This is a genomic window from Arthrobacter sp. ES3-54 (genome assembly GCF_029504395.1).
In the GTDB taxonomy this organism is placed as follows: Bacteria; Actinomycetota; Actinomycetes; order Actinomycetales; family Micrococcaceae; genus Arthrobacter.
The window spans coordinates 611,075-633,090 of sequence record NZ_JAQFIF010000001.1 but is presented as its reverse complement, the minus strand read 5'-3'; the positions used below and the strand labels follow the sequence as shown (position 1 = coordinate 633,090).

The following is a 22,016-nucleotide window of genomic DNA, read 5'->3' as shown; positions in this document are numbered from 1 at the left end:
TAGTCCGTACGGGACTTGCCCTACCTAGTAGACCTAAACAACGCCGATGAGCGGCCAGAAGGCACAGTTCGGCTATGTGGAAACCTGATGGCCCGATCCCGGTGGAAGACAAGGGTGATCGGTGAACGGCTGCAAGCCGAGGGAACCTGCTGTCGGCACGGACCTTCCGAGAATTGGTCCCAGCAAGGCGCTGAATTCGTCATTTAGATGGTTCGTGTCGAAGTAGACAACCACTCCCCCGATCACCGCGTAGCAGTCTCGACGGTCGCAGAAGTGGTCCGTCAGGTCGATCAGGGAAACGCCGGGATTCCGAGCAGACCGTGCGGCCATAGTGAGCGGATCCTGCGGCTGCGCCACTGCCCGCGGAACAGCGCACTGGGCCGGATCGGCCTCATTCAAGGACACGCAGTCCGCGGCTCTCACTCCGGCATTCAACGGAGGGTCGGCCAGCACGTAGACTTTGGCGCCGGTATCCGTCCACTTCTTCCATGTCCGCTGGAACCCCTCGCCAAACTGCTGCCGTTCCGGGACCCCGGAGCCGTCGTCGACTTTTTCATCCCGGGCGAATGCGGACGAAAAGACGGCGGCCGGCCGGTCCTTGGCCACGGCGCCGGCAACGGCCGCGGACCAGTCCATGCACCGCCTCGCTTGGGCCGGGTCTGTTTTGCCCTCGTAACCAATGAAACGAACGTCAGCAACAGGGCAGCCGCCGAGCATGGCCGTCTTGACGAGCCAATGCCGCTCCCGGGCAAGGGCAAAGATGGCACCCTGCCACTGCTGGGCGTGGGAGTCCCCCACTAGCCAGACAACCTTGGGGTTCGGCCTGCCGGAGGAGAAATCACACGAAACGTGCGTCTTCGTTCCGCCCGCCATCAGGGCCGTGAGTGCAGCCCCGCATTCCGGCGCCACGTTCCAGTACTGGTTTGCCTCTGTCATGACGGGAACGGTGGCCGGCCCGAAGCGGCCAGGGCAGTGCGCGCCTGGTTCCATGGCCCGGGGTCCACGACAGGGCGAACGCTCTGCTGCGACGATAGCCCCCTCCGCGGCAGCGTTCTGGACCCCCCAAGCCCAGGTTTGGCCTGCCGCTATACAGCCGATGACCGCAATGCCTGCCGCCATCGCCAGGAAGCTACGGCGGTTACTGAGGGCCAGGATCCGGGCTTTCTGCCCGCGGTCTTCGACAAAGACCTTGGTGACGGCGGCCAGGGCAACAGCTACCAGTACGATTGCCAGCTTGTCCACCGAACTCAGCTGCCTGTCCAGCACGAACGGGGCAACAACAATAAGCGGCCAGTGCCAGAGATAGACCGAATACGAAATATTGCCAAGATACTGGACAGGACCCAGGGCAGTCACCTTGTCATGCACCAAGGGTCCGCCTCCCCCGCTGGCGATGACCAGTGCCGTCCCCAGCACCGGCAGGAGCGCGGCGACGCCGGGGAAGTCGGTCTGCTCGGTAAAGAGCAGACCGCAGAGCAGTATTAGGGCCAGCCCGAATAAGGATGCCGCGTTGGCCGCTGCCCGCCCGAAGGAAAGCCGGGGTCCAGCGACGGCGATCAACGCCCCGGCACCGAACTCCCATGCACGGACCGGGGTCGCAAAGTACGCCTGGTTGTGGGCGAACTCAGTCATCAGCACAGACACGATCAGGCTTAGGATGCAGAGCGCACCGATGCCCAGGCCAAGCACCAACTCCCGGCTCCGCTTCAAGCGGCGCGCGAGGAGGAAAAGTCCGAGCAGAAGCAGCGGCCACAGCAAATAGAACTGTTCTTCTACTGACAGGGACCAGTAGTGCTGGGCTACCGTAGCGGACTGCGTCGACGCCGAGTAATCGACCGACTTGGCGGCCAGCACCCAGTTTTCGCCGTACATGGCGGTAGCCACGATTTCCTGGGCCGTGGCCGGCCAGCGGGAGAATGGAAGCCAGATCATGACCGCGGCACTGGCTGCTGCCAGCACCAGGAATGCGGCCGGCAGCAGGCGCCTGACCCGCCGGGCGTAGAACGAGGCGAGGCGCAGACGGCCCGTCGCGGACAGTTCCTTGTTCAGGTGCGAGGTGATCAGGTAACCGGAAATGACAAAGAACACGTCCACGCCCACGTAACCGCCGGTCAGCCGGGCGGGCCACAAATGGTTCAGCACCACCAGGCTGACGGCCACAGCCCGGAGCGCCTGGATATCGGTACGAAAAGCTGCCCGCCCCGTCCGTGCTGGTGGAGACTCCGCAGGTGCGGACTCGGACAAAAGTGCTGTGGGCATGGAGGAAACGATAGTACATTCGCAGCTACGGCCCGGCCACCGTCAAGAGCCTCCGGGTGAACGGAGCTCCAGGCGCGTTACCGCAGGTCATCCGCCGGATCGCGTGCTCGGGCAGCAGACGTCCGAGGATTCCCGCCGGGCAGGGGCCACCAGGATTCAAAACCGTGGCGGCCTTGACGGGACCTGTTGAGGCGATTGTCAGGCGACGAAACGTAGCCAGTGCCCGCATAGCCGCCCTAGGCTTTTCCCAACCCCTGGCACTCCACGGGGCGCCCGTATTCTTTCCAAAGGATCGGCGTATGGAAGATCGCGCGGCTCCGACGCTGGCGGAGACCCAACCGCTGGGAACGTACCAGCCCACGGAACCGTTTTCCCGCGAGCCGCATGGGCAGGCTGCACCCAATCGCCCCGCGCCAGCACCCCCGCCATCACCCGGGCGCCAGCCGGCGCCAGCGCCCGCGCCAACCCGGCCTGAGCCAGAGCCTGCGGCTTCGGCGGGAAAACCCAGGCACCGGGTGCGACGGCTCCTCGCCCGGGTCGTCAAGCTCGGCCTCGCCATGCTGGTCATCACCGAACTGGCCGCCGTCTCGTTCATCTGGTTCGCTCCCCCGCGTACTGCCTTCATGCTGCAGACCGGCGGCCCGGTCGCCTACCAGTACGTATCCCTGAACCACATCAGCCGCTACGTCATTGCCGCGGCCGTTGCCCACGAAGACCAACAGCTGGGAACCCGTCTTGGCGCCTTCTCCGTTGATGATTTCCGGGACAGAGCCATCGCCTACTTGCAGGGCAAGGAAGACCCGAGCGGTTCCACGGTCCCGCAACAGCTCGTGAAGAACATCTTTCTGTGGCCTGAACCGAGTGCGCTGAGGAAGGGCCTGGAGGCAGGCATTGCGACCGAGTTCAGCCTCACCCTGACTCCGCAACGGCTCATGGAGCTGTATCTGAACTACGCGCAGTTCGGCCCGAAGCTGTACGGCATCTGTGCAGCGAGCTGGTACTACTTCGACGAACCGCCATGGAACATGTCCGAGTATCAGGCTGCGCAATTGATGGGGGTCCTGCCACTGCCCACACTCGTCACACGGTCGGCGGACGGTGGAATCTATCTGGGCCCGCGTGTCCACCCCAAAGTGTGGGACTACGTCAACGGTGCGGCGAACGTGTGGGTCCCCAAGCAGATCGAGGGTCTCGGCGGATGGAAGGCGGCCGTGGCAACCATCGGCATCGGCGACACAGCGACCGACCACGCGGCCGAGCGAGGAACCGCAAACCCGGATGGCTGCAGCTCATATCCTGAGAGTGTGCTGGACCTGCTGCGGCAACAGGGCATTGCACTGGACCGCAACGGGAACCCCGCGCCGCTGGGTGGCTAGGAAACCACGGCTAGGAAGCCAGGATCAGTTGCCCAGGTCCTCGACCTTGGGCAGGGCGAGTTCCTCGCTGCGCGGCAGTTCCTCGACATTGACGTCCTTGAACGTGATGACGCGGACGCTCTTGACGAACCGGGCGGAGCGGTAGACGTCCCACACCCAGGCATCCTGCAGGGTCAGGTCGAAGTAGACCTCGCCGTCGGCGCTGCGGGCCTGCAGGTCAACGTGATTGGCAAGGTAGAAACGCCGTTCGGTCTCGACCACATAGCTGAACAGCCCGACGACGTCGCGGTATTCGCGGTAGAGCTGTAGCTCCATGTCGGTCTCATAGTTTTCAAGGTCCTCGGCACTCATGGTTCCATCTTGCACCATCCGGCGCCGGCCGTGCGCCACAGGCCGCCACCGGCCGGGGAGCACCTGCCCGCTAGAGCAGCTGCCAGCTGACCCGGTGGTAGGGCGTGGGACCGGCGGTCCGCAGCGCCTCCTTGTGCGCTGCGGTGCCGTAGCCCTTGTTCTCGTCCCAGCCGTAGGCCGGGTATTGGCTGTGCAGCTCGCACATCATCGCATCGCGCTCGACCTTCGCGAGGATGCTGGCCGCGGCGACGCTGAGGCACTGCATGTCGGCTTTCACCAGTGTGTGCACCGGGGCGTCGCAGCCGGGTTCGGCGGGAGCTTCGTCAAACAATGAGGGCTGGAGATCGGGCGAGAGCCAGTTGTGGCTGCCGTCCAGCAGGACCACCTCGGGCCGGACGCCGGCGGCGAGGATGGCGAACCAGGCTCGGTTGCCGGCAAGGCGGAGGGCGGCGATGATCCCGAATTCGTCAATCTCGTTCGCGGACGCATGTCCGACGGCGGAGGCGACGCACCACTCCCGCACCAGCGGCACCAGCCGCTCCCGGTCCGCGACCTTGAGCAGCTTGCTGTCTCTCACATCGGCCAGGAGCTTCTGCTGCTGCAGGTCCACGACGGCGATCCCCACGCTGACAGGGCCGGCGAGGGCACCGCGGCCGACCTCATCGATGCCCGCGAGAAGCCGGGCGCCGGAGCTGCGGAAGCGGCGTTCGTAGTCGAGGGTGGGGGCGGCTGACATGGCGGGCGGCTTACTTTCCGGACGGGGCGGGCACGGCCCGGAAGACGTCCGGGTAGTTGTCCAGGGCCGATATCCTGTTCAGCGGCCACGCGATGACGGCGGCCTTGCCTTCGATGTCGGCCTCGTTGACGAAGCCGCCGTTGGTGTCCATGTGGGCGCGGGAATCCGCGGAGTGGTTGCGGTTGTCGCCCATGACCCAGACCTTGCCCGCGGGCACGACGACGTCGAAGTCGCGGACCTGGGGGATCTCTGCGGAATTGATGTACTTCTCGTTCAGCGGCGTGCCGTTGACGGTGAGCTGTCCGCCGGCGTCGCAGCAGACCACGTGGTCGCCGGGGAGTCCGATGACGCGCTTGACCAGGTGCTGTTCCGAGTTATCTGGAAGCAAACCGACGAACGTCAGCCCGTCCTGCACCCAGGTAAACGGGCCCTTCGTCTTCTCGGCTGCGGGGGCAAGCCAGCCCTGGCTGTCCCTGAACACCACGACGTCCCCGTGTTGGAGCGCCATGGGCTCCGGCACGAGGAGGTTCACGAAGATGCGGTCGTTCACATCGAGGGTGTTGACCATGGATTCGGACGGGATGTAGAAGGCCCGGAACAGGAAGGTCTTGATCAGGAAGGACAGCACGATCGCCACGATGACCACCGTGGCAACCTCCTTCAGCCACAGGAAAAGCGGACTGTGCCCTTCCCGGGCCTTGGCCTTCCTGGCCCGGCGCGAGGACGCATCCGCGTGGGCGGGACCGGCGGCCCGGTCCCTGTCGCTCGGATCCCTGTCGGTCCGGTCCCTGTCGCTCTGGTCCCTGTCGGTCCGATCAGCTCGCAGCGCTCCGGCGCTTTCGTCCTGCGACGCCGACGCCGGCCCAACAGCACGCGCCACAGGCCCCGCCGCGTCTGGCGCACCAGCCGGTGGATCCGCCGGCTCGTCCCCGGGGATCGCCGAGGCGGTAACCCGGGGTCGGTCCTGACCCTGCGGATCAGGAGTGCGCGGTTCGGTCTCGGGCATCTACTGTCCGTTCGTCGTCGTCGTTGTCGCAGCCGGTTGGGGCCGCGCTACTGCTGCAAATCTATCAAGTGGCCAGAGGATCTGTACCGGCCTGCCAATGACGCGCTCCAGCGGCACCATGCCGCCGCCGGGGGCGCCGAGGAGGCTCCGGGAATCGGCCGACAGGGAGCGGTGGTCCCCCATGAGCCAAAGCCGACCGGCCGGCACCTCAACGGCGAACTTCACCTCGCTTGGGGTGTCCCCCGGATACAAGTACGGTTCCGCAACTTGCTGGCCGTTGACTGTGAGCCGGCCGCCGGCATCGCAACAGACCACGCGGTCGCCGGGCAGTCCGATGACGCGCTTGACATACGTGGTGTCGCTGCCCGCGAGGCCCAGCCAGCGTCCGGCTTCGGCGAGGCCATCCACCACGGGGCCGTTGCCGCTGTTGAGCGGGGCGAAGGAGCCGCGGCCGTCAAAGACAACCACGTCCCCCCGGCCCAGGGGTTCAGCCTGGAAGCCGGTCCGCGCCACCAGGATCCGGTCCCCGGTGTGCAGGAGCGGTTCCATGGAGGCGGACGGGATGAAGAAGATGTCCAGCCACAGCGAGCGGACCACGGCGCTGATGGCCACGGCGAGCACCAGTGCCAGCAACGCAAAACGCCAGCCCGGTTTCCTGGGCTGGCGTTTTGGCTGTTCCATGTTCCGTATCCCTTGGCGCTGTCGTGAACTAAATTGCGCTGTTGCGGATAGCTCCGGCGCCGCACTAGCTGACGCAGCGGGTACGGTCCGTGGACCCGCGGTGGAAGCCTGCGGTGTAAGTCTGGGAAGACTTACTTAGCGGGCTGGAAGTCGCGCTTTTCCTTGATCTTCGCGGCCTTACCACGCAGGTTACGCATGTAGTAAAGCTTGGCGCGGCGCACGTCACCCTTGGAGACGAGCTCGATCTTGTCGATGATCGGGGAGTGCACCGGGAAGGTACGCTCTACGCCGACACCGAAGGAGACCTTGCGGACGGTGAAGGTTTCGCGGACGCCATCGCCGTGGCGGCCCAGGACGAAGCCCTGGAAGACCTGGACGCGGGAGTTCTTGCCTTCGATGATGTTCACGTGAACCTTGATGGTGTCACCCGCGCGGAACTCGGGAACATCGGTGCGCAGCGAGGCTGCATCTACGGAATCGAGGATATGCATTGATCCACTCCTGGTGAACGCCACAGGTCACTCACGTTGGGTTACGGCGGCCAAGCCCGGGGGCATATGCCGCCCGGAAAATTCCGCCGAAAGTTTGTCAATCCGGCCCTGTCAGGAATAGACGGGACCGGGGTGCCGGGCTGTTGGTAGCGCTCCCCCTGTGGCAGGTTCGCAACCCAGCAGGCACAAGGACCAATTTTGCCACATTTTGTGCGGGTTAGCCCAATCCCGTCGGTTAGGCGTCGGGACGGCGCACCAGGAGGCCGTCGACGACGTCGTACCCCAGGTCAGCGAACGCCGTGCGGTCCGCGCGCGGCAGCTTGCCGGCGTCGAACTCCGCGAGGAGGTCGGGGCGGCGTTCGGCGGTGCGCCGGTACTGCTCGTGCCGGCGCCACTGGGCGATCTTGCCGTGGTTGCCGCTCAGCAGCACCGCCGGGACGTCCCGGTCCCGCCAGCTGGAGGGCTTGGTGTAGACGGGGTACTCGAGCAGCCCGTCCGAGTGGGACTCCTCCACGAGGGACTCGGGGTTGCCGACGACGCCAGGCAGCAGCCGCCCGATGGCCTCAACCATGGCCAGCACGGCCACTTCGCCGCCGTTGAGGACGTAGTCCCCTAGACTCATCGGGCGCACCGTGAAGTGGTCCGCGGCCCATTCCAGGACCCGTTCATCGATGCCTTCGTAGCGGCCGCAGGCGAACACCAGCTGGTTTTCCTCCGCCAGTTCGTGCGCGGTGGCCTGGGTGAAGCGCTCCCCCGCCGGCGACGGGACGATCAGAACCGGTTTGCCGGCAGATCCGGCAGCACCCGTAGCGTCGGGGGCGCCGGCGTTCTCGGCACGCTCCGCCTGCCCGGCGGCCACGGCGGTGAGGGCCTGCGCCCACGGCTCGGGCTTCATGACCATGCCGGCGCCGCCGCCGTAGGGGGTGTCATCCACGGTCCGGTGCCGGTCGGTGGTGAACTCCCGCAGGTCATGGACCCTCAGGTCCAGCAGGCCGTCCTGGCGGGCCTTGCCGATCAGCGACAGCTCCAGCGGGGCCAGGTACTCCGGAAAGATGCTGACGACGTCGATTCTCATCTACGCGTTGCCCTGCGCTTCGGGGTTCTGGTCTTCCGGGTGCTGGTCCGGGCTCTTCTGGTCCGGGCTTTTCTGGTCCGGGGCCTCGTCGGTGTTGACCTCGAACAGTCCGGGCGGCGGGGTGACCAGGACGTACTTTTCACCCACGTTGACCTCGGGCACAATCTGCTCCACGAACGGGATCAGGACTTCCTTGCCGTCGTTCGTGGTGACCACCAGCAGGTCCTGGACGGGCAGCGTGTGCAGTCCGGAGACCTTGCCCACCACGTTGGCGCCCACCCGGATGTCCAGGCCCACAAGCTCGTGCTCGTACCAGCCCTCATCGTCGTCGTCGGCGCCGATTTCTTCGGTTTCGATGAACAGCTTTGCGCCGCGCAGGGTCTCGGCCTCGTTGCGGGTCTCGATCTCATCGAAGGCCAGCAACAGGATGTCTTTGTTCCAGCGGGCACTGAACACGGTCAGCGGCCCGGCAGAGGCGGGTTCCACGATGAACTGCGTGCCGGGGACAAAGCGGTCGCCGGGCGCGTCGGTGAGCACCTGGACGGTCACTTCGCCGCGGATGCCGTGGGGCTTGCCGATTCGTGCCACCTGGAGCTGCATCTGTTCCTCTGTTCGGGGTTGGTGATTCTGTAGGTCTGGTGCGGAAATACGGGAAAACAGTCCGGCCCCTCCACCATTATCTGGTGAAGGGGCCGGACTCAAGACAAGTAGTGCTGAAAAGCGTTACCGGCGGCGGTCGGTGTCGACGACGTCGACCCTGACCGGCTCGCCGTCCGCCAGCGCCGCAACCACAGTGCGCAATGCGCGTGCGGTCCGGCCCTGCCGGCCGATCACCCGTCCGAGGTCGTCCTGATGAACGCGCACCTCGAGGGTTTCCCCGCGGCGGTTGTTCTTCGCACTGACCTTGACGTCCTCGGGGCTGTCAACAATCCCGCGGACCAGGTGTTCGAGCGCTTCTGCCAGCAATTTACTCTGCCTCGGTGGTCTCTGCTTCGGCGGCGTCGGCGGGAGCCTCGGCAGCTTCGTCCTTCTTGGCCTTCTTGGTGATGGCTTCCGGGATAATCACGGAACCCTTTTCCGGGGTAACGAAGGCAGCCTTGGGAGCCTTGGTCTTCAAGGTTCCCTCCTGGCCCGGGAGACCCTTGAACTTCTGCCAGTCACCGGTGATCTTCAGGATCGCGGCGACCTGCTCGGACGGCTGTGCGCCGACGCCGAGCCAGTACTGGGCACGGTCCGTGTCGACCTCGATGTACGAGGGCTCTTCGGTCGGGTGGTACTTGCCGATCTCTTCGATAGCACGGCCATCACGCTTGGAGCGTGAGTCCATGACGACGATGCGGTAGTACGGTGCGCGCATCTTACCGAAGCGCTTAAGGCGAATCTTTACGGCCACTTTTGTGGTCACTCCTGTTTCTGAAACGGGGTCGAGCCCGGCGTTCTGCACCCGTGGGGCGGGCCGTACTTGGGGGTTCTAAAGGACAAGATCCAGACGCGGAGAGAGGGGCCACGCAGATCGAGTACCTGTTCATTGTGCCAGATCACCGGCAGGATTTCGACTTGACACGGGCCCGGCGCACCAGCGCGCGGCCTGGGCAGGTCGATAGACAGGGCGATCCGCGCCCGTCAGGACGTCCAGACGTAGAGGCCAGACCTGGTGGCGGGGTCCACTCCCGCGGCGAGCTCGGCGATCCGGCGGACATAGCCGCGCGCCTCGTCCGGGCCGAAGGGCATGTCCTCCTCGGCGGCCCAGTTGGCCGCGACGTCCTCAAGGACGTCGCCCTCCCCCTCGGTTTCATAGCTGAGCAGTTCCGCCAGCGTGCGGACCATCGCGGCGGGGACGCCAAGCAGGGAGTCGCTGGCCACGTCAACCATGGCCAGCTCATAGTCCGCGCCGGGCGCGTGCACGGCCACTCCGGCGAGGTCTCCCAGCCGCTCCACCTCGAAGTCACTGATGTCCGGGATCCGGACGGCCCCCGGTGCGGCCGGGCCGCCGCCTTGGAGTGCGCCGGCGCGCTTGAGGGCTTCTTCGTGGGTGGACACAAAGAGTTCGGTGAATCCCATGCATCTAGTCCTTAAGGTTCGGCGGTACGCGGACCGCTGTTTTCGCACGTCGCCTCAGCCTAGCCTGCCTCAGCGCAGCCTCGCCCCGGTTGCTGGACATGCCCTTCGTAACACTGTCGGAACTCGCCTCACGTGGCCCCGCCCGTGGACATGCCCTCCGCCGACGTCGAGCAATGGACATATGGCAGCTATGTCCATTCCCGGCTGCGACCGGTGGACATGCCCAGCGGTCCTGTCAGCAAACAGTGGACAGGCCCTCCCCCGACCGTGAGCACTGGACATACGGCAGCTATGTCCATTCCGGGCTGCGACCGGTGGACATACCCCGCGGAGCCCTCAGCGAACAATGGACATGCGCTCCGCTGGCCCGGGGGAACCCCGCGCAGACCGGCCCAGCCCGTGGACATGCCCTTCCCCGACCGTGAGCACTGGACATACGGCAGCTATGTCCATTCCGGGCTGCGACCGGTGGACATGTTCCGAAGTCCTGCCGGCGAACATCGGGCATGTCCAGCGGGGAGCCTTGAACGCCGGACATGCCCAGTAAAACAGCGTGCCTTAGCGCACGGCGACGCGGATCCGGTTGCGCCATGGGTCCTCGAAGCGCAGCTCGGCGCCGGTGTGGTGCGAGTCGACGCCGGCGACCTTGAGCCGGTCGGCCAGGGCCGCGACGTCGTCACCGGACGGCACTTCGATGAGGACCTCACCCAGGCCCAGCGTGTCGCGCCGGGGGCCCGCGCCGCGGCTGTTCCAGACATTCATGGCCATGTGGTGGTGGTAGCCGCCGGCCGAGACGAACAGCGCCTGGCCGTGCCAGCCCGCGGTCTTCTCGAAACCGAGCGTGCCCACGTAGAACTCATGCGCCGCCTGGACGTCGCCCACCTGCAGGTGGACGTGCCCGACGCCGGCGGCAGCCTGGCGCTGCCCGGTCACGGACGCCTCGGTCAAATACTGCTGCAGGTAGCGCTGCGGCGGCAGGGCGAGGCTGTCCATGACGACGTTCTTGCCCTCCCAGGACCATGCCTCCCGCGGCCGGTCCCAGTACAGCTCGATGCCGTTTCCTTCGGGGTCGTTGAAGTAGAAGGCCTCACTGACCAGGTGGTCCGCACTGCCGGTGAAGGACTGGGGCTCGTACTGGGCCGCGCTGGCAATGGTGGCCGCCAGGGAGTGCTGGTCCTCGAAGAGGAGGGCGGTATGGAAGAGCCCGGCCTCGCCGCGGGACGGAAGATTCAGGCCAGGTGCGGGTGCCAGGTGCACCAGCGGCTTCTGCTGGCGGCCAAGGTAGAGCCCGCCGTCCTGCTCGGCCACAGTCTCCAGGCCGAGGGCCCGCTGGTAGTAGTCGGTCATGAGCTTCATGTCGCCGACCTTGAGCATCACAGTGCCCATAGTGAGTTCGGCAGGAAGGAGGTCCTGGGTGCTGGCTTCTGCGGTCATTGAAACGCTCCGTGGGTTCTGTAGCCACCGGCTTTCGGTGACTCTGCATAGAAGTAAATTACTTGAAGCTTCAATTTATTCCTAATGGCGGCCTGGTTGCCGGTTCACCGGCAGCCCGCGCAACACGATGTGCCTGAGGTGGCGGAGCGTGGCCGGCTGGCTCCGCGGATCTTCGGCGGTGACCAGGACATCCGCACTCGCCCCTTCACCGATGGACTCCGCGCCGAGCCACTTCCGCGCGGACCAGCATGCGGCGTCGAGGGCGGCTGCGGCGGGAAGGCCGGCGGCGTGCAGGGCCTGGATCTCGTCCACGATCCGGCCGTGGCTGATCACGCTGCCGGCGTCGGTGCCGGCATAGACGGCCACCCCCGCCTCGTGGGATTCGAGCACCCGCTCCGCCCGCCGCTCCCACAGCGAGCGCATGTGGGCGGCGTAGCGGGGGAACTTGGCCTCGGCCCGGGCGGCGATGTCCGGGAACGTGGCGATGTTGATTAGGGTAGGCACAATCGGGACGCCCTGTTCGAGGAAGCGCGGCAGGTGCCGGGGCAGCAGCCCGGTGGCGTGCTCGATGCAGTCGATCCCGGCGTCGAGCATGTCATCCAGGGTGTCTTCGGCGAAGCAGTGTGCGGTGACGCGGGCCCCTTCGTCGTGGGCGGCCTGAACGGCGTCCTTGACCGTCCGGGCGGGAAAGCTCGCGGCGAGATCGCCGGCGTCGCGGTCGATCCAGTCGCCCACGAGCTTGACCCAGCCGTCGCCGGCGCGGGCCTGCTTGCGCACCGCCTCGACGAGATCATCGGGTTCGACCTCGACGGCCAGGCCCGGCAGGTAGCGCCGGGTCCGGGCGAGGTGCCGGCCGGAGCGGATGATCCGGGGAAGGTCCGCGCGTTGCTGGAGCCAGCGGGTGTCGTGGATGGCGCCGGCGTCGCGGACCAGCAGCGTCCCGGCGTCGCGGTCCGCCAGAGCCTGGGATTCCGCAGTGGCCTCGGAAACGTCCCCGCCCGGGCCCAGGCCTATATGGCAGTGCGCGTCCACGAGCCCGGGAATGACCCAGCCGTCCAGCACGAGGTCCGGCGCGGCGGCCGGACGGCGGAAGGTCAGCAGGCCATCCACCGACCAGAGCCCGCGGCGTTCCTGATCCGCCGCCGTGAGGATGGGGCCGCTGAACTCGATGATGCCGGTCATGGCCTAAAGCCTAATCCCACGTCGGTCCGCCGTCCGCGTCATACTCGACAGCCGTCAACAGGTGCGTGGTAGCTTCGTCTACGACCACACGGGTGCCCTTGCAGGGGCTGAGATCGGGCTGACGCAGCCTGCGACCGTTGAACCTGTCCGGGTAATGCCGGCGAAGGAAGTGAGTATTTTCGTGAATACCCAATTGACACAGCACAGCCCTGTCCAGAACGAGTCTGCAGCCACCACGCAGTCGCTGAAGTCCCACACGTTGGCCTTCCGCACGGACCCGGACCATGGCATCCGCGTCCCGGTGACCGAGATCGCGCTGGAACCCTCACCGGGCGGTGTCGGGAACGCCCCGTTCCGGGTCTACCGCACGGCCGGCCCGGGCAGCGATCCGGTCCGCGGGCTGGAGCCGTTCCGGGCGCCCTGGATCGAGGCCAGGGCGGACACCGAAACCTACGCCGGCCGGGAACGGGAGCTGCTCGACGACGGCAAGTCGGCGGTGCGCCGGGGGGCGGCGTCGGCCGAGTGGCGGGGCGGACGCCCGGTGCCGCGCCGCGCGGTTGAGGGCAGGACCGTCACGCAGATGCGCTACGCCCGGGACGGTGTCATCACCCAGGAAATGCGGTTCATCGCCCTGCGCGAGAACTGCGACGTGGAGCTGGTCCGCAGCGAGGTGGCCGCGGGCCGGGCGATCATTCCCAACAACGTCAACCACCCCGAATCCGAGCCGATGATCATCGGCAAGGCGTTCCTGGTGAAAATCAACGCCAATATCGGCAACTCCGCCGTGACCAGTTCCATCGCCGAGGAGGTGGACAAACTCCAGTGGGCCACGCAATGGGGCGCGGACACCGTCATGGACCTCTCCACCGGGGACGACATCCACACGACGCGCGAGTGGATCATCCGCAACTCCCCCGTCCCCATCGGCACCGTCCCCATCTACCAGGCGCTGGAGAAGGTCAACGGCGAGGCGAATGCCCTGACCTGGGAGATCTTCCGGGACACAGTGATCGAACAGTGCGAGCAGGGCGTGGACTACATGACCATCCACGCCGGGGTGCTGCTGCGCTATGTACCACTGACGGCCAACCGGGTCACCGGCATCGTGTCCCGCGGCGGAGCGATCATGGCCGGCTGGTGCCTGGCGCACCACCAGGAGAACTTCCTCTACACCCACTTCGACGAACTGTGCGAGATCTTCGCGAAGTACGACGTCGCGTTCTCCCTGGGTGACGGGCTGCGGCCCGGCGCGACGGCGGACGCCAACGACGCGGCGCAGTTCGCCGAGCTGGACACCTTGGCCGAGCTCACGCAGCGGGCCTGGGAGTTCGATGTGCAGGTCATGGTGGAGGGCCCGGGGCACGTGCCGTTCCACCTGGTCCGGGAAAACGTGGAGCGCCAGCAGGAACTCTGCAAGGGTGCCCCGTTCTACACGCTCGGGCCGCTGGTCACCGACATCGCACCGGGATATGACCACATCACCTCGGCGATCGGCGCGACGGAGATTGCCCGCTACGGCACCGCCATGCTCTGCTACGTCACGCCCAAGGAACACCTCGGGCTGCCGAATAAGGATGACGTGAAGACGGGCGTGATCACCTACAAGATCGCGGCCCACGCCGCCGACCTCGCCAAGGGCCACCCCGGCGCACACGAACGCGACGATGCCCTGTCCAAGGCGAGGTTTGAGTTCCGCTGGCGGGATCAGTTCGCGCTGTCACTGGACCCGGTGACGGCCGAGGCCTTCCACGATGAGACGTTGCCCGCGGAGCCTGCCAAGACGGCCCACTTCTGCTCGATGTGCGGGCCCAAGTTCTGCTCCATGCGGATCAGCCAGGACATCCGGGACGAATACGGTTCAGCTGACTCGCAGGCGGCCCTGGCGCAGATGGCGGCCGGAATGCAGGCGAAGAGCAAGGAGTTCCTTGCCTCGGGCGGCAAGGTCTACCTGCCGGAGCCTGCCGTGGGAGGCCCCGCAGCCTTCTAAGACGCCCGGGCGTGCTGGCGCCGGCTGACCTCGGCGATGAACGAGCGGATGGCCCGGTCCCCCTCGGTTGAATCCTGGGGCCGGTGCCCTCCCGGCGCTGTGCGGTGCAGGGCACCGGTCTCGCGCAGGTAGCCGGCGATTTCCTCATACAGCGGTTCCCAGCCGCCGGTCAGGACCAGCGTCGGCACGCCCGGCACGATCTGCAGCGGGGCTTCCCACGGCGGCGCCTGCAGGCGGAGCCGGCGCGCCGCCCGGAGGGCCTCCGGCGTCGTGGCCCCGGGGGCGTCCGCCGCAAACGCGCGGCGGATGAACTCCCGCTGGAAGTCGTCGTCGCTGAGGTTGTGCCGGACGTCGAAGAGCGGCTGCATGAGCGCCCGGTGCGCGGCGGTGGCCGGGAGTTCCGCTGTCAAGGACAGGCAGGCCGGTTCCACCAGGGTCAGCGACTGGACGAGGTCGGGCCGTTCGACGGCGGCCATCATCGCGGCGATCGCGCCCTGCGAATGGGCCACCACGTGACCGCCGGCCTCGCCGCGGCCGTCGTCTGCCAGCGACGCGAGCACGATTGCGGCGTCGGCGGCGAAGTTGGATTCGAGCGGTTCCGCGACGGCGTCGAACCCGTGCCGCCGCAGGAACAGGGCGTCGTAGTCCAGCGCCATGCCGTGCTGCTTTGGCCACGCGGCGGCACCGAAGCTGCCATCCCCGTGGACGAAGACTACGCGCTGCTTGAACATTGTCTAACCCTATGGCACTTCAGTGCTGATGCCGCCGGCGACACAGTCCCGGCGGCTCCCAGCAGGTGCGGCTATTTACTGCCGCCGAGGAACTTGTCGAAGCCCTTGGGCAGGTTCAGCTGGGACGGATCGAAGTCGCCGCCCTGCTGGCCGAACGACGCTCCGGTGGGCAAGGCCTTGGGGCCGGCGGCACGCCGGGCCTCGGCGTCGCGCAGTTCCTGCGCAGCCTTGGCCGGGTTGCCGGAGCGGGCCTTCTTCTTAGGCGCGGATTTGGCTCCCTTTCGAGCACCGCCCCCGCCGCCCATGCCGGGCATCCCCGGCATGCCGGGCATCCCGCCGCCGGCGGCCATCTTCTTCATCATCTTCTGGGCCTGGGCAAAGCGCTCCAGCAGTCCGTTGACCTCGGAGACGTGCACGCCGGAACCGCGGGCAATGCGGGCCCGGCGGGAGCCGTTGATGATTTTCGGGGCCACGCGCTCGTGCGGGGTCATCGACCGGACAATGGCCTCGACCCGGTCGATTTCGCGCTCGTCGAACTGTTCCAGCTGCTGGCGGATGTTCTGCGCACCCGGCATCATCATGAGCATTTTCTTCATGGAGCCCATGTTGCGGATCTGCTGCATCTGGGCGAGGAAGTCATCCAGGGTGAAGTCTTCCTGGTCGGCGAACTTCTTCGCCATCCGGGCGGCTTCATCCTTGTCCCACGACTTCTCGGCCTGCTCGATCAGGGTGAGGACGTCACCCATGTCCAGGATGCGCGAGGCCATGCGGTCCGGGTGGAAGAGCTCGAAGTCGTCCAGGCCTTCACCGGTGGACGCGAACATGACCGGCTTGCCGGTCACCGACGTGACGGAGAGCGCGGCACCGCCGCGGGCGTCGCCGTCGAGCTTGGAGAGCACGATGCCGGTGAAGTTGACACCCTCATCGAACGCCATGGCCGTGTTGACGGCGTCCTGGCCGATCATGGAGTCGATCACGTACAAGACTTCGTTCGGGACGATCGCACGGCGGATCTGGCGCGCCTGCTCCATCATCTCGGCGTCGATGCCGAGGCGGCCGGCAGTGTCCACGATCACGACGTCGTGAAGGGTGCGCTTGGCTTCCTCGACACCGGCACGGGCGACGGCGACCGGGTCGCCGGCAGGGTGGTCCAGCTCGGTGGACGTGGCGCCCGGGTGCGGGGCGAACACGGGCACGCCGGCGCGCTGGCCGACCACCTGCAGCTGGGTGACGGCGTTGGGGCGCTGGAGGTCGCAGGCCACCAGCATGGGGCTGTGGCCCTGGGCCTTGAGCCACTTGGAGAGCTTGCCGGCCAGTGTGGTCTTACCGGCGCCCTGCAGGCCGGCCAGCATGATGATGGTGGGTCCGGTCTTGGCGAGGCGGATCCGGCGGGTCTCGCCGCCGAGGATCTCAACAAGCTCCTCGTTGACGATCTTCACGATCTGCTGGCTCGGGTTCAGCGCGCCGGAGACTTCGGCGCCGAGGGCACGCTCGCGCACGCGGCCGGTGAACTCCCGGACCACGGGCACGGCGACATCGGCGTCCAGGAGGGCACGCCGGATCTCGCGGACTGTGGCGTCAACGTCCGCCTCGGTCAGGCGGCCTTTGCCACGCAGATTCTTGAAGGTTGCTGTCAACCGGTCAGAGAGTGAATTGAACACGCGCCGTGCACTTCTTTCAGTGGATCTACAGGTGGCGGCCGGTGCGGCACGCCAGCGTCGCGACTGGTGTTCGCCTGAGCGAACCGCCTCGACAACAGGACTCGACTATCTAGGGTACCAAGATGCGCCTTCAAGATGGCATGCTGGCTTAGGTGACCAGCCAAACAACTGTAAAAACCCTGCTCATCCTTGGTGCCTCCGGCGATCTTACGGGCAGGCTCCTGTTGCCTGGGCTGGCCCGCCTGGTGGCCCGGGGCCGCGCCGACGGCCTCACCCTGGCCGGAGCGGGATCGGACCCCTGGACGCCGGAGCAGTGGCTGGGCCGGATCGAGAAGTCCTTCGCGGACGAGAACTCCCAGGCCGATGCGCACGGCAAGGGGGAACTCAAGCGGATCCGCCAGGAGAGCACCTACCACCAGCTCGATGTCACGGCCAAGGGCCAGCTCGCCGGGCTGCTCGCGCAGCTGGAAGGCCCCGTAGCCGTCTACTTCGCCCTGCCGCCGCACGTCAGCCAGCTCGCGTGCGAGGCCCTGGCCCCGGAGGACGTGCCCGCCGGCACCCGGCTGGTCATGGAGAAGCCGTTCGGCTCGGACGAGCAGTCCGCACAGCACCTGAACAAGACACTGGCCGCGCTGGTCCCGGAGGACCACATCCACCGGGTTGACCACTTCCTCGGCAAGGCAACCGTCCTGAACATCCTCGGCCTGCGCTTCGCGAACACGTTCCTGGAGCCGGTGTGGAACCGGCAGCACATCGAAAAGATCGAGATCATTTTCGATGAGGACCTCGCCCTCGAAGGCCGCGCCCGCTACTACGACGGCGCCGGCGCCCTCCGCGACATGATCCAGAGCCATCTGCTGCAGATCATGGCCCTCATGGCCATCGAGCCGCCGGCGTCCGTGCACGAACGCGACCTCCGCGATGCCGTGGCCACGGTGCTGCGGGCCAGCAGCATCAAGGCCCCGTACCGCCAGAACACCCGCCGGGCACGGTACACCGCCGGTTCCATCAACAGCCGCAAAGTTCCGGACTACGCCAAGGAGGACGGCGTGGACGCATCCAGGGGCACCGAGACCCTCGCCGAGGTGCAGGTGGAGATCGACAACTGGCGCTGGCAGGGCGTGCCGTTCATCCTGCGCTCGGGCAAGGCGCTGGGCACAAAACGCAAGGAGGCCGTGGTGACCTTCCGGCCCGTGCCGCACCTGCCGAAGGGGTTCGCCGGCGTGGACGCCCCCAATCAGCTGCGGATCGGTTTTGGCCCGGACACGCTGCAGTTCGACGTCGACGTGAACGGCCCGGGCGATGTCCTGAGCCTGGACCGGGCCACGTTGCAGGCCGAGCTGAGCGCTTCCGAACTCCTCCCCTACGGTGAAGTGCTGGAGGGCGTCCTGGCCGGCGATCCGCTGCTCTCGGTGCGGGCAGACACCGCCGAGGACTGCTGGCGCATCCTGGCGCCGGTGCTGAAGTCCTGGACCGCCGGGCATGTCCCGCTGGAGGAATATCCGGCCGGGACCCCGGGGCCTGAGGGCTGGCCGGCGTAACACCGGAGCAGCAGGGCGCAGCAGCAGACGTAGCACCAGACGACAAAGCGGGCCGGTTGCCTTTTGGGGCAGCCGGCCCGCTTTGTCAGCGCCGCTGTATCTGTTCCCAGTACCGGGGCGGAGCGGGGAGCAGCTAGATCGCTGCCGAACCGCGCTCTCCGGTGCGGACCCTGACAGCCTCGAACACATCCATCGTCCAGACCTTGCCGTCCCCGGCCCGGCCGGTGTTCGAACTGGCGATGATGACATCCAGGATGTCGTCCGCCTGTTCGTCGGTGGCCAGGACTTCTACCCGGATCTTGGGCAGGAGGTCCACGTTATACTCGGCCCCGCGGTACACCTCGGTGTAACCCCGCTGCCGGCCGTAGCCGCTGGCTGCGCTGACCGTGAGTCCCTGCACGCCGTAGGCTTCCAGGCCTTCGCGAATAGCCTCAAGCTTTTCCGGACGGACGATTGCCGTGATCAGTTTCATGCCCCCACACTTTCCTTACCCGTTGCGTTCTGCTTGCCGTTGGACGCGGCGTCCACCGGAACCTCGGAGACTGCCTCTTCGCTGACCGGCTTGCCGGTGATCAGCTCGTGCAGCGGCTGGAAGCTGCCGCCGTGCCCGCCGACGCCGAACTCGTAGGCGGTCTCTGCGTGCAGGCTCAGGTCCACACCGACGACTTCCTGTTCCTGGGAGACCCGGAAGCCCATGAGCTTGTGGATCGGGAAGGCGATGATGAACGTCATCACGGCGGTGAAGACAATGGCCATCAGTGCCGCGAGGCTCTGGGCCACCAGCTGCGTGGTGCCGCCGCCGTAGAACAGGCCCGCGGTGCCCTGGGTCGGGGTGGCCAGGAAGCCGATTGCCACGGTGCCGACAACACCGGAGACGAGGTGGACCCCGACGACGTCGAGCGAGTCGTCGTAGCCGAACTTGAACTTCAGGCCGACGGCGAGCGCGGAGGCCACGCCGGCAGCGACGCCGAGGGCGATCGCGCCCAGCGGGGAGACGTTGGCGCAGGCCGGGGTGATGGCGACCAGGCCGGCCACCACGCCGGAGGCGGCACCGAGGGAGGTCGGGTGGCCGTCGCGGAAGCGTTCCACGGCGAGCCAGCCGAGCATGGCGGCGGCCGGGGCGGCCAGGGTGTTGATCCAGATCAGGCCGGCCTGCTCCACAGTGGCGGCGGCACCGGCGTTGAAGCCGAACCAGCCGAACCACAGGATTGCGGCGCCAAGCATGACGAACGGAATGTTGTGCGGGCGGTGGTTCGGGTCCTTGCCGAAGCCCTTGCGGTTACCGATGATCAGGACCAGGATCAGGCCGGCGACGCCGGCGTTGATGTGGACCACGGTGCCGCCGGCGAAGTCGATGACCGGCGCGAACGTCTGGCCGAACCAGCCACTGGCGGAGAAGAGCCCGCCGCCCCAGACCATGAAGGCCATCGGCGCGTAGACGAGGGTGGCCCAGACGGGGGTGAAGACCACCCAGGCGGAGAACTTGGCGCGGTCGGCGACTGCGCCGGAGATCAGGGCCACCGTGATGATGGCGAAGGTGGCCGCGTAGCCGACCTTGAGCAGATCAGCCGGTTCGGTGAAGCCGTGGAGGCCGAAGTGGCTGAACGGGTTGGCGAAGATCTGGAAGAAGTTGTCTTCGTTGCTCGTCGCCATCGAGGCGCCCCACAGGACCCACATGATGCTCACGGTTCCAATGGCGACGAAGCTCATCATCATCATGTTCAAAGCCGACTTGGCGCGGGTCATGCCGCCGTAGAAGAATGCCAGGCCCGGGGTCATGAACAGCACGAGTGCCGCGGCGACCAGGAGCCAAACGAGACCTGCGGTGAGTTCCATGGTCTACGTCCTCTCTTGCAATAGGTGCGGAGTAGTCCGCCGGTCCCAACGCATTATTTGCGTTCTACATCGAGTTTCGCGGGGCCGTGTTTCGCTGGCGGAGGATTTACATTGCCGGGTTGTTACAAGAACCTCCCGGACGTAAATGGTGCGTCTCACACTTGTTACGGTTATGTTTCATCGGATTAATTCCGCGCTTGACGAGCCGCCGCCAGCCGGCCCCGCATCTGCCCAAGGACGAACACATTATGACCAACACCTCCCGCCCCGCCGGCGACGCCGCAGCCCAGGTGCCCTCCCGGGTTCCGGGGCGTTCCCGGCTGCCCCGGGACATCAAGGTGATGCTGGTTGCGGCCTTCCTGATCGCGATCGGTTTTGGCCTTGTGGCACCGGTTCTTCCCCAGTTCGCCACCACGTTCGACGTCGGCGCCACGGCGGCGGCCGTGATCGTGAGCATCTTCGCGTTCATGCGCCTTGTTTTCGCCCCGGCCGGCGGCGCCCTGATCGTGAAGCTGGGCGAACGGCCCGTCTACGTGGCCGGGCTGCTGATCGTGGCCGCGTCGACGGCGGCCTGCGCTTTCGCCCAGAACTACTGGCAGTTGCTGGTCTTCCGCGGCCTGGGCGGGGCGGGTTCGGTGATGTTCACTGTGGCGTCCATGGCGCTCGTGGTCCGGCTCGCGCCGCCGGAAAGCCGTGGGCGGGTCTCCGGGGCCTATGCCTCCGCCTTCCTGATCGGCAACGTCTGCGGCCCGATCGTCGGCGGACTGCTCGCCAACTTCGGCCTGCGGGTGCCTTTCCTTGCCTACGCGGCCACCCTGGTGCTGGCCGCCCTCGTGGTGCAGACCCAGCTCAGCCATGTCCCGGCCGCCTCGAGGCAGCCCGGCGCCACAGCCCCGGCGATGGAACTGAAGGACGCGCTGCGGGACAGCGCCTACCGGGCCGGCCTCTTTTCGAGCTTTGCCAACGGCTGGGCCACCTTCGGTGTGCGGATGGCCACAGTGCCGCTCTTCGCCGTCGTGGCGCTCGGCGCGGGGCCGGAATCGGCCGGCTGGGCCCTGGCGGTCTTCGCGGGCGGAAACGCGGTGGCTCTGACGTTCTCCGGCCGGCTCGCCGACAGCCTGGGCCGCAAGCCGCTCCTGCTGGCCGGGCTGCTGGTCACCGGCACGGCCACGGCGGCCATCGGGTTCACCCACCAGCTGCCCTGGTTCCTGTTCGCCTCCGCGTGCGCCGGGATCGGCTCCGGCCTGCTCGGACCGGCCCAGCAGGCCGCGATCGCCGACGTGATCGGCAACGAGCGCTCCGGCGGCCGCGTCCTGGCCGTCTTCCAGATGGCCTCGGACAGCGGGGCGATCGTCGGACCCGTGGTGGCCGGGCTCCTGGCGGACCGTCTGGGCTACGGCTGGGCCTTCGGCGTCACGGGCGGCATGCTGCTGGCGGCCGCCGCCGTCTGGTTGCCGGCCCGCGAAACCTTCGCCCGCCCCGCCGCGAAGAGCGCCTGACCTGCGGCGGTGCCGCCACCGGTCCGCCGCGCCCGGGACCATGTCCAGATCCCTGTCGAGGACCGGGGTCCGGACCTTCGGGTCTGCGGCGGCCGCCCTCCTTGGCTAA

21 protein-coding genes and 1 riboswitch are annotated in these 22,016 nt (G+C 67.1%); of the genes, 4 read left to right on the top strand and 17 right to left on the bottom strand.

Translation table 11 applies throughout. The features are described from left to right. Window positions 1-72 precede the first annotated feature (72 nt). Window positions 73-2,259, bottom strand: coding sequence for an acyltransferase family protein (locus M2428_RS02935; RefSeq protein WP_277523497.1), 2,187 nt, complete (start codon window positions 2,257-2,259; stop codon window positions 73-75). Window positions 2,260-2,774: 515 nt separating this feature from the next. On the opposite strand from M2428_RS02935, the gene M2428_RS02930 reads away from it, so the two are divergent. Beyond that, on the top strand, window positions 2,775-3,635 hold the full coding sequence (locus M2428_RS02930; protein ID WP_277523494.1) for a transglycosylase domain-containing protein: 861 nt from the start codon (window positions 2,775-2,777) through the stop codon (window positions 3,633-3,635). A 24-nt stretch (window positions 3,636-3,659) separates the two neighbouring features. Here M2428_RS02930 and M2428_RS02925 read toward each other — a convergent pair whose 3' ends face one another. The 12 genes from M2428_RS02925 to M2428_RS02870 form a co-directional block, all read right to left on the bottom strand. After that, window positions 3,660-3,986: a DUF2469 domain-containing protein gene (locus tag M2428_RS02925; protein ID WP_018773443.1), complete on the bottom strand. Its 327-nt coding sequence runs from the start codon at window positions 3,984-3,986 to the stop codon at window positions 3,660-3,662. Between the two features lie 70 nt (window positions 3,987-4,056). Next, on the bottom strand, window positions 4,057-4,722 hold the full coding sequence (locus tag M2428_RS02920; RefSeq protein WP_277523487.1) for a ribonuclease HII: 666 nt from the start codon (window positions 4,720-4,722) through the stop codon (window positions 4,057-4,059). A 10-nt stretch (window positions 4,723-4,732) separates the two neighbouring features. Beyond that, entirely contained in the window at window positions 4,733-5,602 is an 870-nt protein-coding gene (lepB, locus tag M2428_RS02915; protein ID WP_277523485.1) for a signal peptidase I, read from the bottom strand. A 126-nt stretch (window positions 5,603-5,728) separates the two neighbouring features. Further along, complete coding sequence (lepB, locus tag M2428_RS02910; RefSeq protein ID WP_277523483.1) at window positions 5,729-6,409, bottom strand: signal peptidase I; 681 nt, start codon at window positions 6,407-6,409, stop codon at window positions 5,729-5,731. A 131-nt stretch (window positions 6,410-6,540) separates the two neighbouring features. Next, entirely contained in the window at window positions 6,541-6,900 is a 360-nt protein-coding gene (gene rplS / locus M2428_RS02905; RefSeq protein ID WP_090578701.1) for a 50S ribosomal protein L19, read from the bottom strand. Window positions 6,901-7,135: 235 nt separating this feature from the next. Continuing rightward, on the bottom strand, window positions 7,136-7,975 hold the full coding sequence (gene trmD, locus M2428_RS02900) for a tRNA (guanosine(37)-N1)-methyltransferase TrmD (protein ID WP_277523479.1): 840 nt from the start codon (window positions 7,973-7,975) through the stop codon (window positions 7,136-7,138). Then, on the bottom strand, window positions 7,976-8,575 hold the full coding sequence (gene rimM, locus M2428_RS02895) for a ribosome maturation factor RimM (RefSeq protein WP_277523478.1): 600 nt from the start codon (window positions 8,573-8,575) through the stop codon (window positions 7,976-7,978). Window positions 8,576-8,698: 123 nt separating this feature from the next. Further along, window positions 8,699-8,941: an RNA-binding protein gene (locus M2428_RS02890; RefSeq protein WP_018773450.1), complete on the bottom strand. Its 243-nt coding sequence runs from the start codon at window positions 8,939-8,941 to the stop codon at window positions 8,699-8,701. Window position 8,942: 1 nt separating this feature from the next. Beyond that, window positions 8,943-9,368, bottom strand: coding sequence for a 30S ribosomal protein S16 (gene rpsP, locus M2428_RS02885; RefSeq protein ID WP_026266438.1), 426 nt, complete (start codon window positions 9,366-9,368; stop codon window positions 8,943-8,945). 230 nt (window positions 9,369-9,598) lie between these two features. Beyond that, window positions 9,599-10,036 carry a hypothetical protein gene (locus M2428_RS02880; protein WP_277523468.1) on the bottom strand — a complete coding sequence of 146 codons (438 nt, stop codon included), beginning with the start codon at window positions 10,034-10,036 and terminating at the stop codon, window positions 9,599-9,601. Between the two features lie 558 nt (window positions 10,037-10,594). After that, entirely contained in the window at window positions 10,595-11,470 is an 876-nt protein-coding gene (locus tag M2428_RS02875) for a VOC family protein (RefSeq protein ID WP_277523467.1), read from the bottom strand. 81 nt (window positions 11,471-11,551) lie between these two features. Next, complete coding sequence (locus M2428_RS02870) at window positions 11,552-12,652, bottom strand: amidohydrolase family protein (RefSeq protein WP_277523466.1); 1,101 nt, start codon at window positions 12,650-12,652, stop codon at window positions 11,552-11,554. 78 nt (window positions 12,653-12,730) lie between these two features. Then, a riboswitch (TPP riboswitch) is annotated at window positions 12,731-12,838 on the top strand. Here M2428_RS02870 and thiC point away from each other — a divergent pair. Then, window positions 12,834-14,639: a phosphomethylpyrimidine synthase ThiC gene (gene thiC, locus M2428_RS02865; RefSeq protein ID WP_277523463.1), complete on the top strand. Its 1,806-nt coding sequence runs from the start codon at window positions 12,834-12,836 to the stop codon at window positions 14,637-14,639. (Overlaps the previous riboswitch by 5 nt.) Here thiC and M2428_RS02860 read toward each other — a convergent pair. Continuing rightward, a complete protein-coding gene (locus M2428_RS02860; protein ID WP_277523461.1) occupies window positions 14,636-15,370 on the bottom strand; it encodes an alpha/beta hydrolase in 735 nt (244 codons plus the stop codon). The two genes, thiC and M2428_RS02860, sit on opposite strands and share 4 nt — an antisense overlap. A 71-nt stretch (window positions 15,371-15,441) precedes the next feature. Continuing rightward, window positions 15,442-17,031 (bottom strand): signal recognition particle protein, encoded by a 1,590-nt coding sequence (ffh, locus tag M2428_RS02855; RefSeq protein ID WP_277523459.1) that lies wholly within the window; start codon window positions 17,029-17,031, stop codon window positions 15,442-15,444. Window positions 17,032-17,183: 152 nt separating this feature from the next. On the opposite strand from ffh, the gene M2428_RS02850 reads away from it, so the two are divergent. Then, complete coding sequence (locus M2428_RS02850) at window positions 17,184-18,572, top strand: glucose-6-phosphate dehydrogenase (protein ID WP_277523457.1); 1,389 nt, start codon at window positions 17,184-17,186, stop codon at window positions 18,570-18,572. A gap of 133 nt (window positions 18,573-18,705) precedes the next feature. On the opposite strand, the gene M2428_RS02845 is transcribed toward M2428_RS02850, so the two are convergent. Together M2428_RS02845 and M2428_RS02840 are read right to left on the bottom strand one after the other, a co-directional pair. Then, window positions 18,706-19,044: a P-II family nitrogen regulator gene (locus M2428_RS02845; protein ID WP_028276847.1), complete on the bottom strand. Its 339-nt coding sequence runs from the start codon at window positions 19,042-19,044 to the stop codon at window positions 18,706-18,708. After that, on the bottom strand, window positions 19,041-20,408 hold the full coding sequence (locus tag M2428_RS02840; protein ID WP_277523456.1) for an ammonium transporter: 1,368 nt from the start codon (window positions 20,406-20,408) through the stop codon (window positions 19,041-19,043). Before M2428_RS02840 ends, M2428_RS02845 begins: the two co-directional genes overlap by 4 nt. A 248-nt stretch (window positions 20,409-20,656) precedes the next feature. Here M2428_RS02840 and M2428_RS02835 point away from each other — a divergent pair, with 248 nt between their 5' ends. Further along, the gene (locus M2428_RS02835; RefSeq protein WP_277523454.1) at window positions 20,657-21,907 is read left to right on the top strand and encodes an MFS transporter; all 1,251 of its coding nucleotides are present in this window, start codon (window positions 20,657-20,659) and stop codon (window positions 21,905-21,907) included. The last annotated feature ends 109 nt before the right edge of the window (window positions 21,908-22,016 follow it).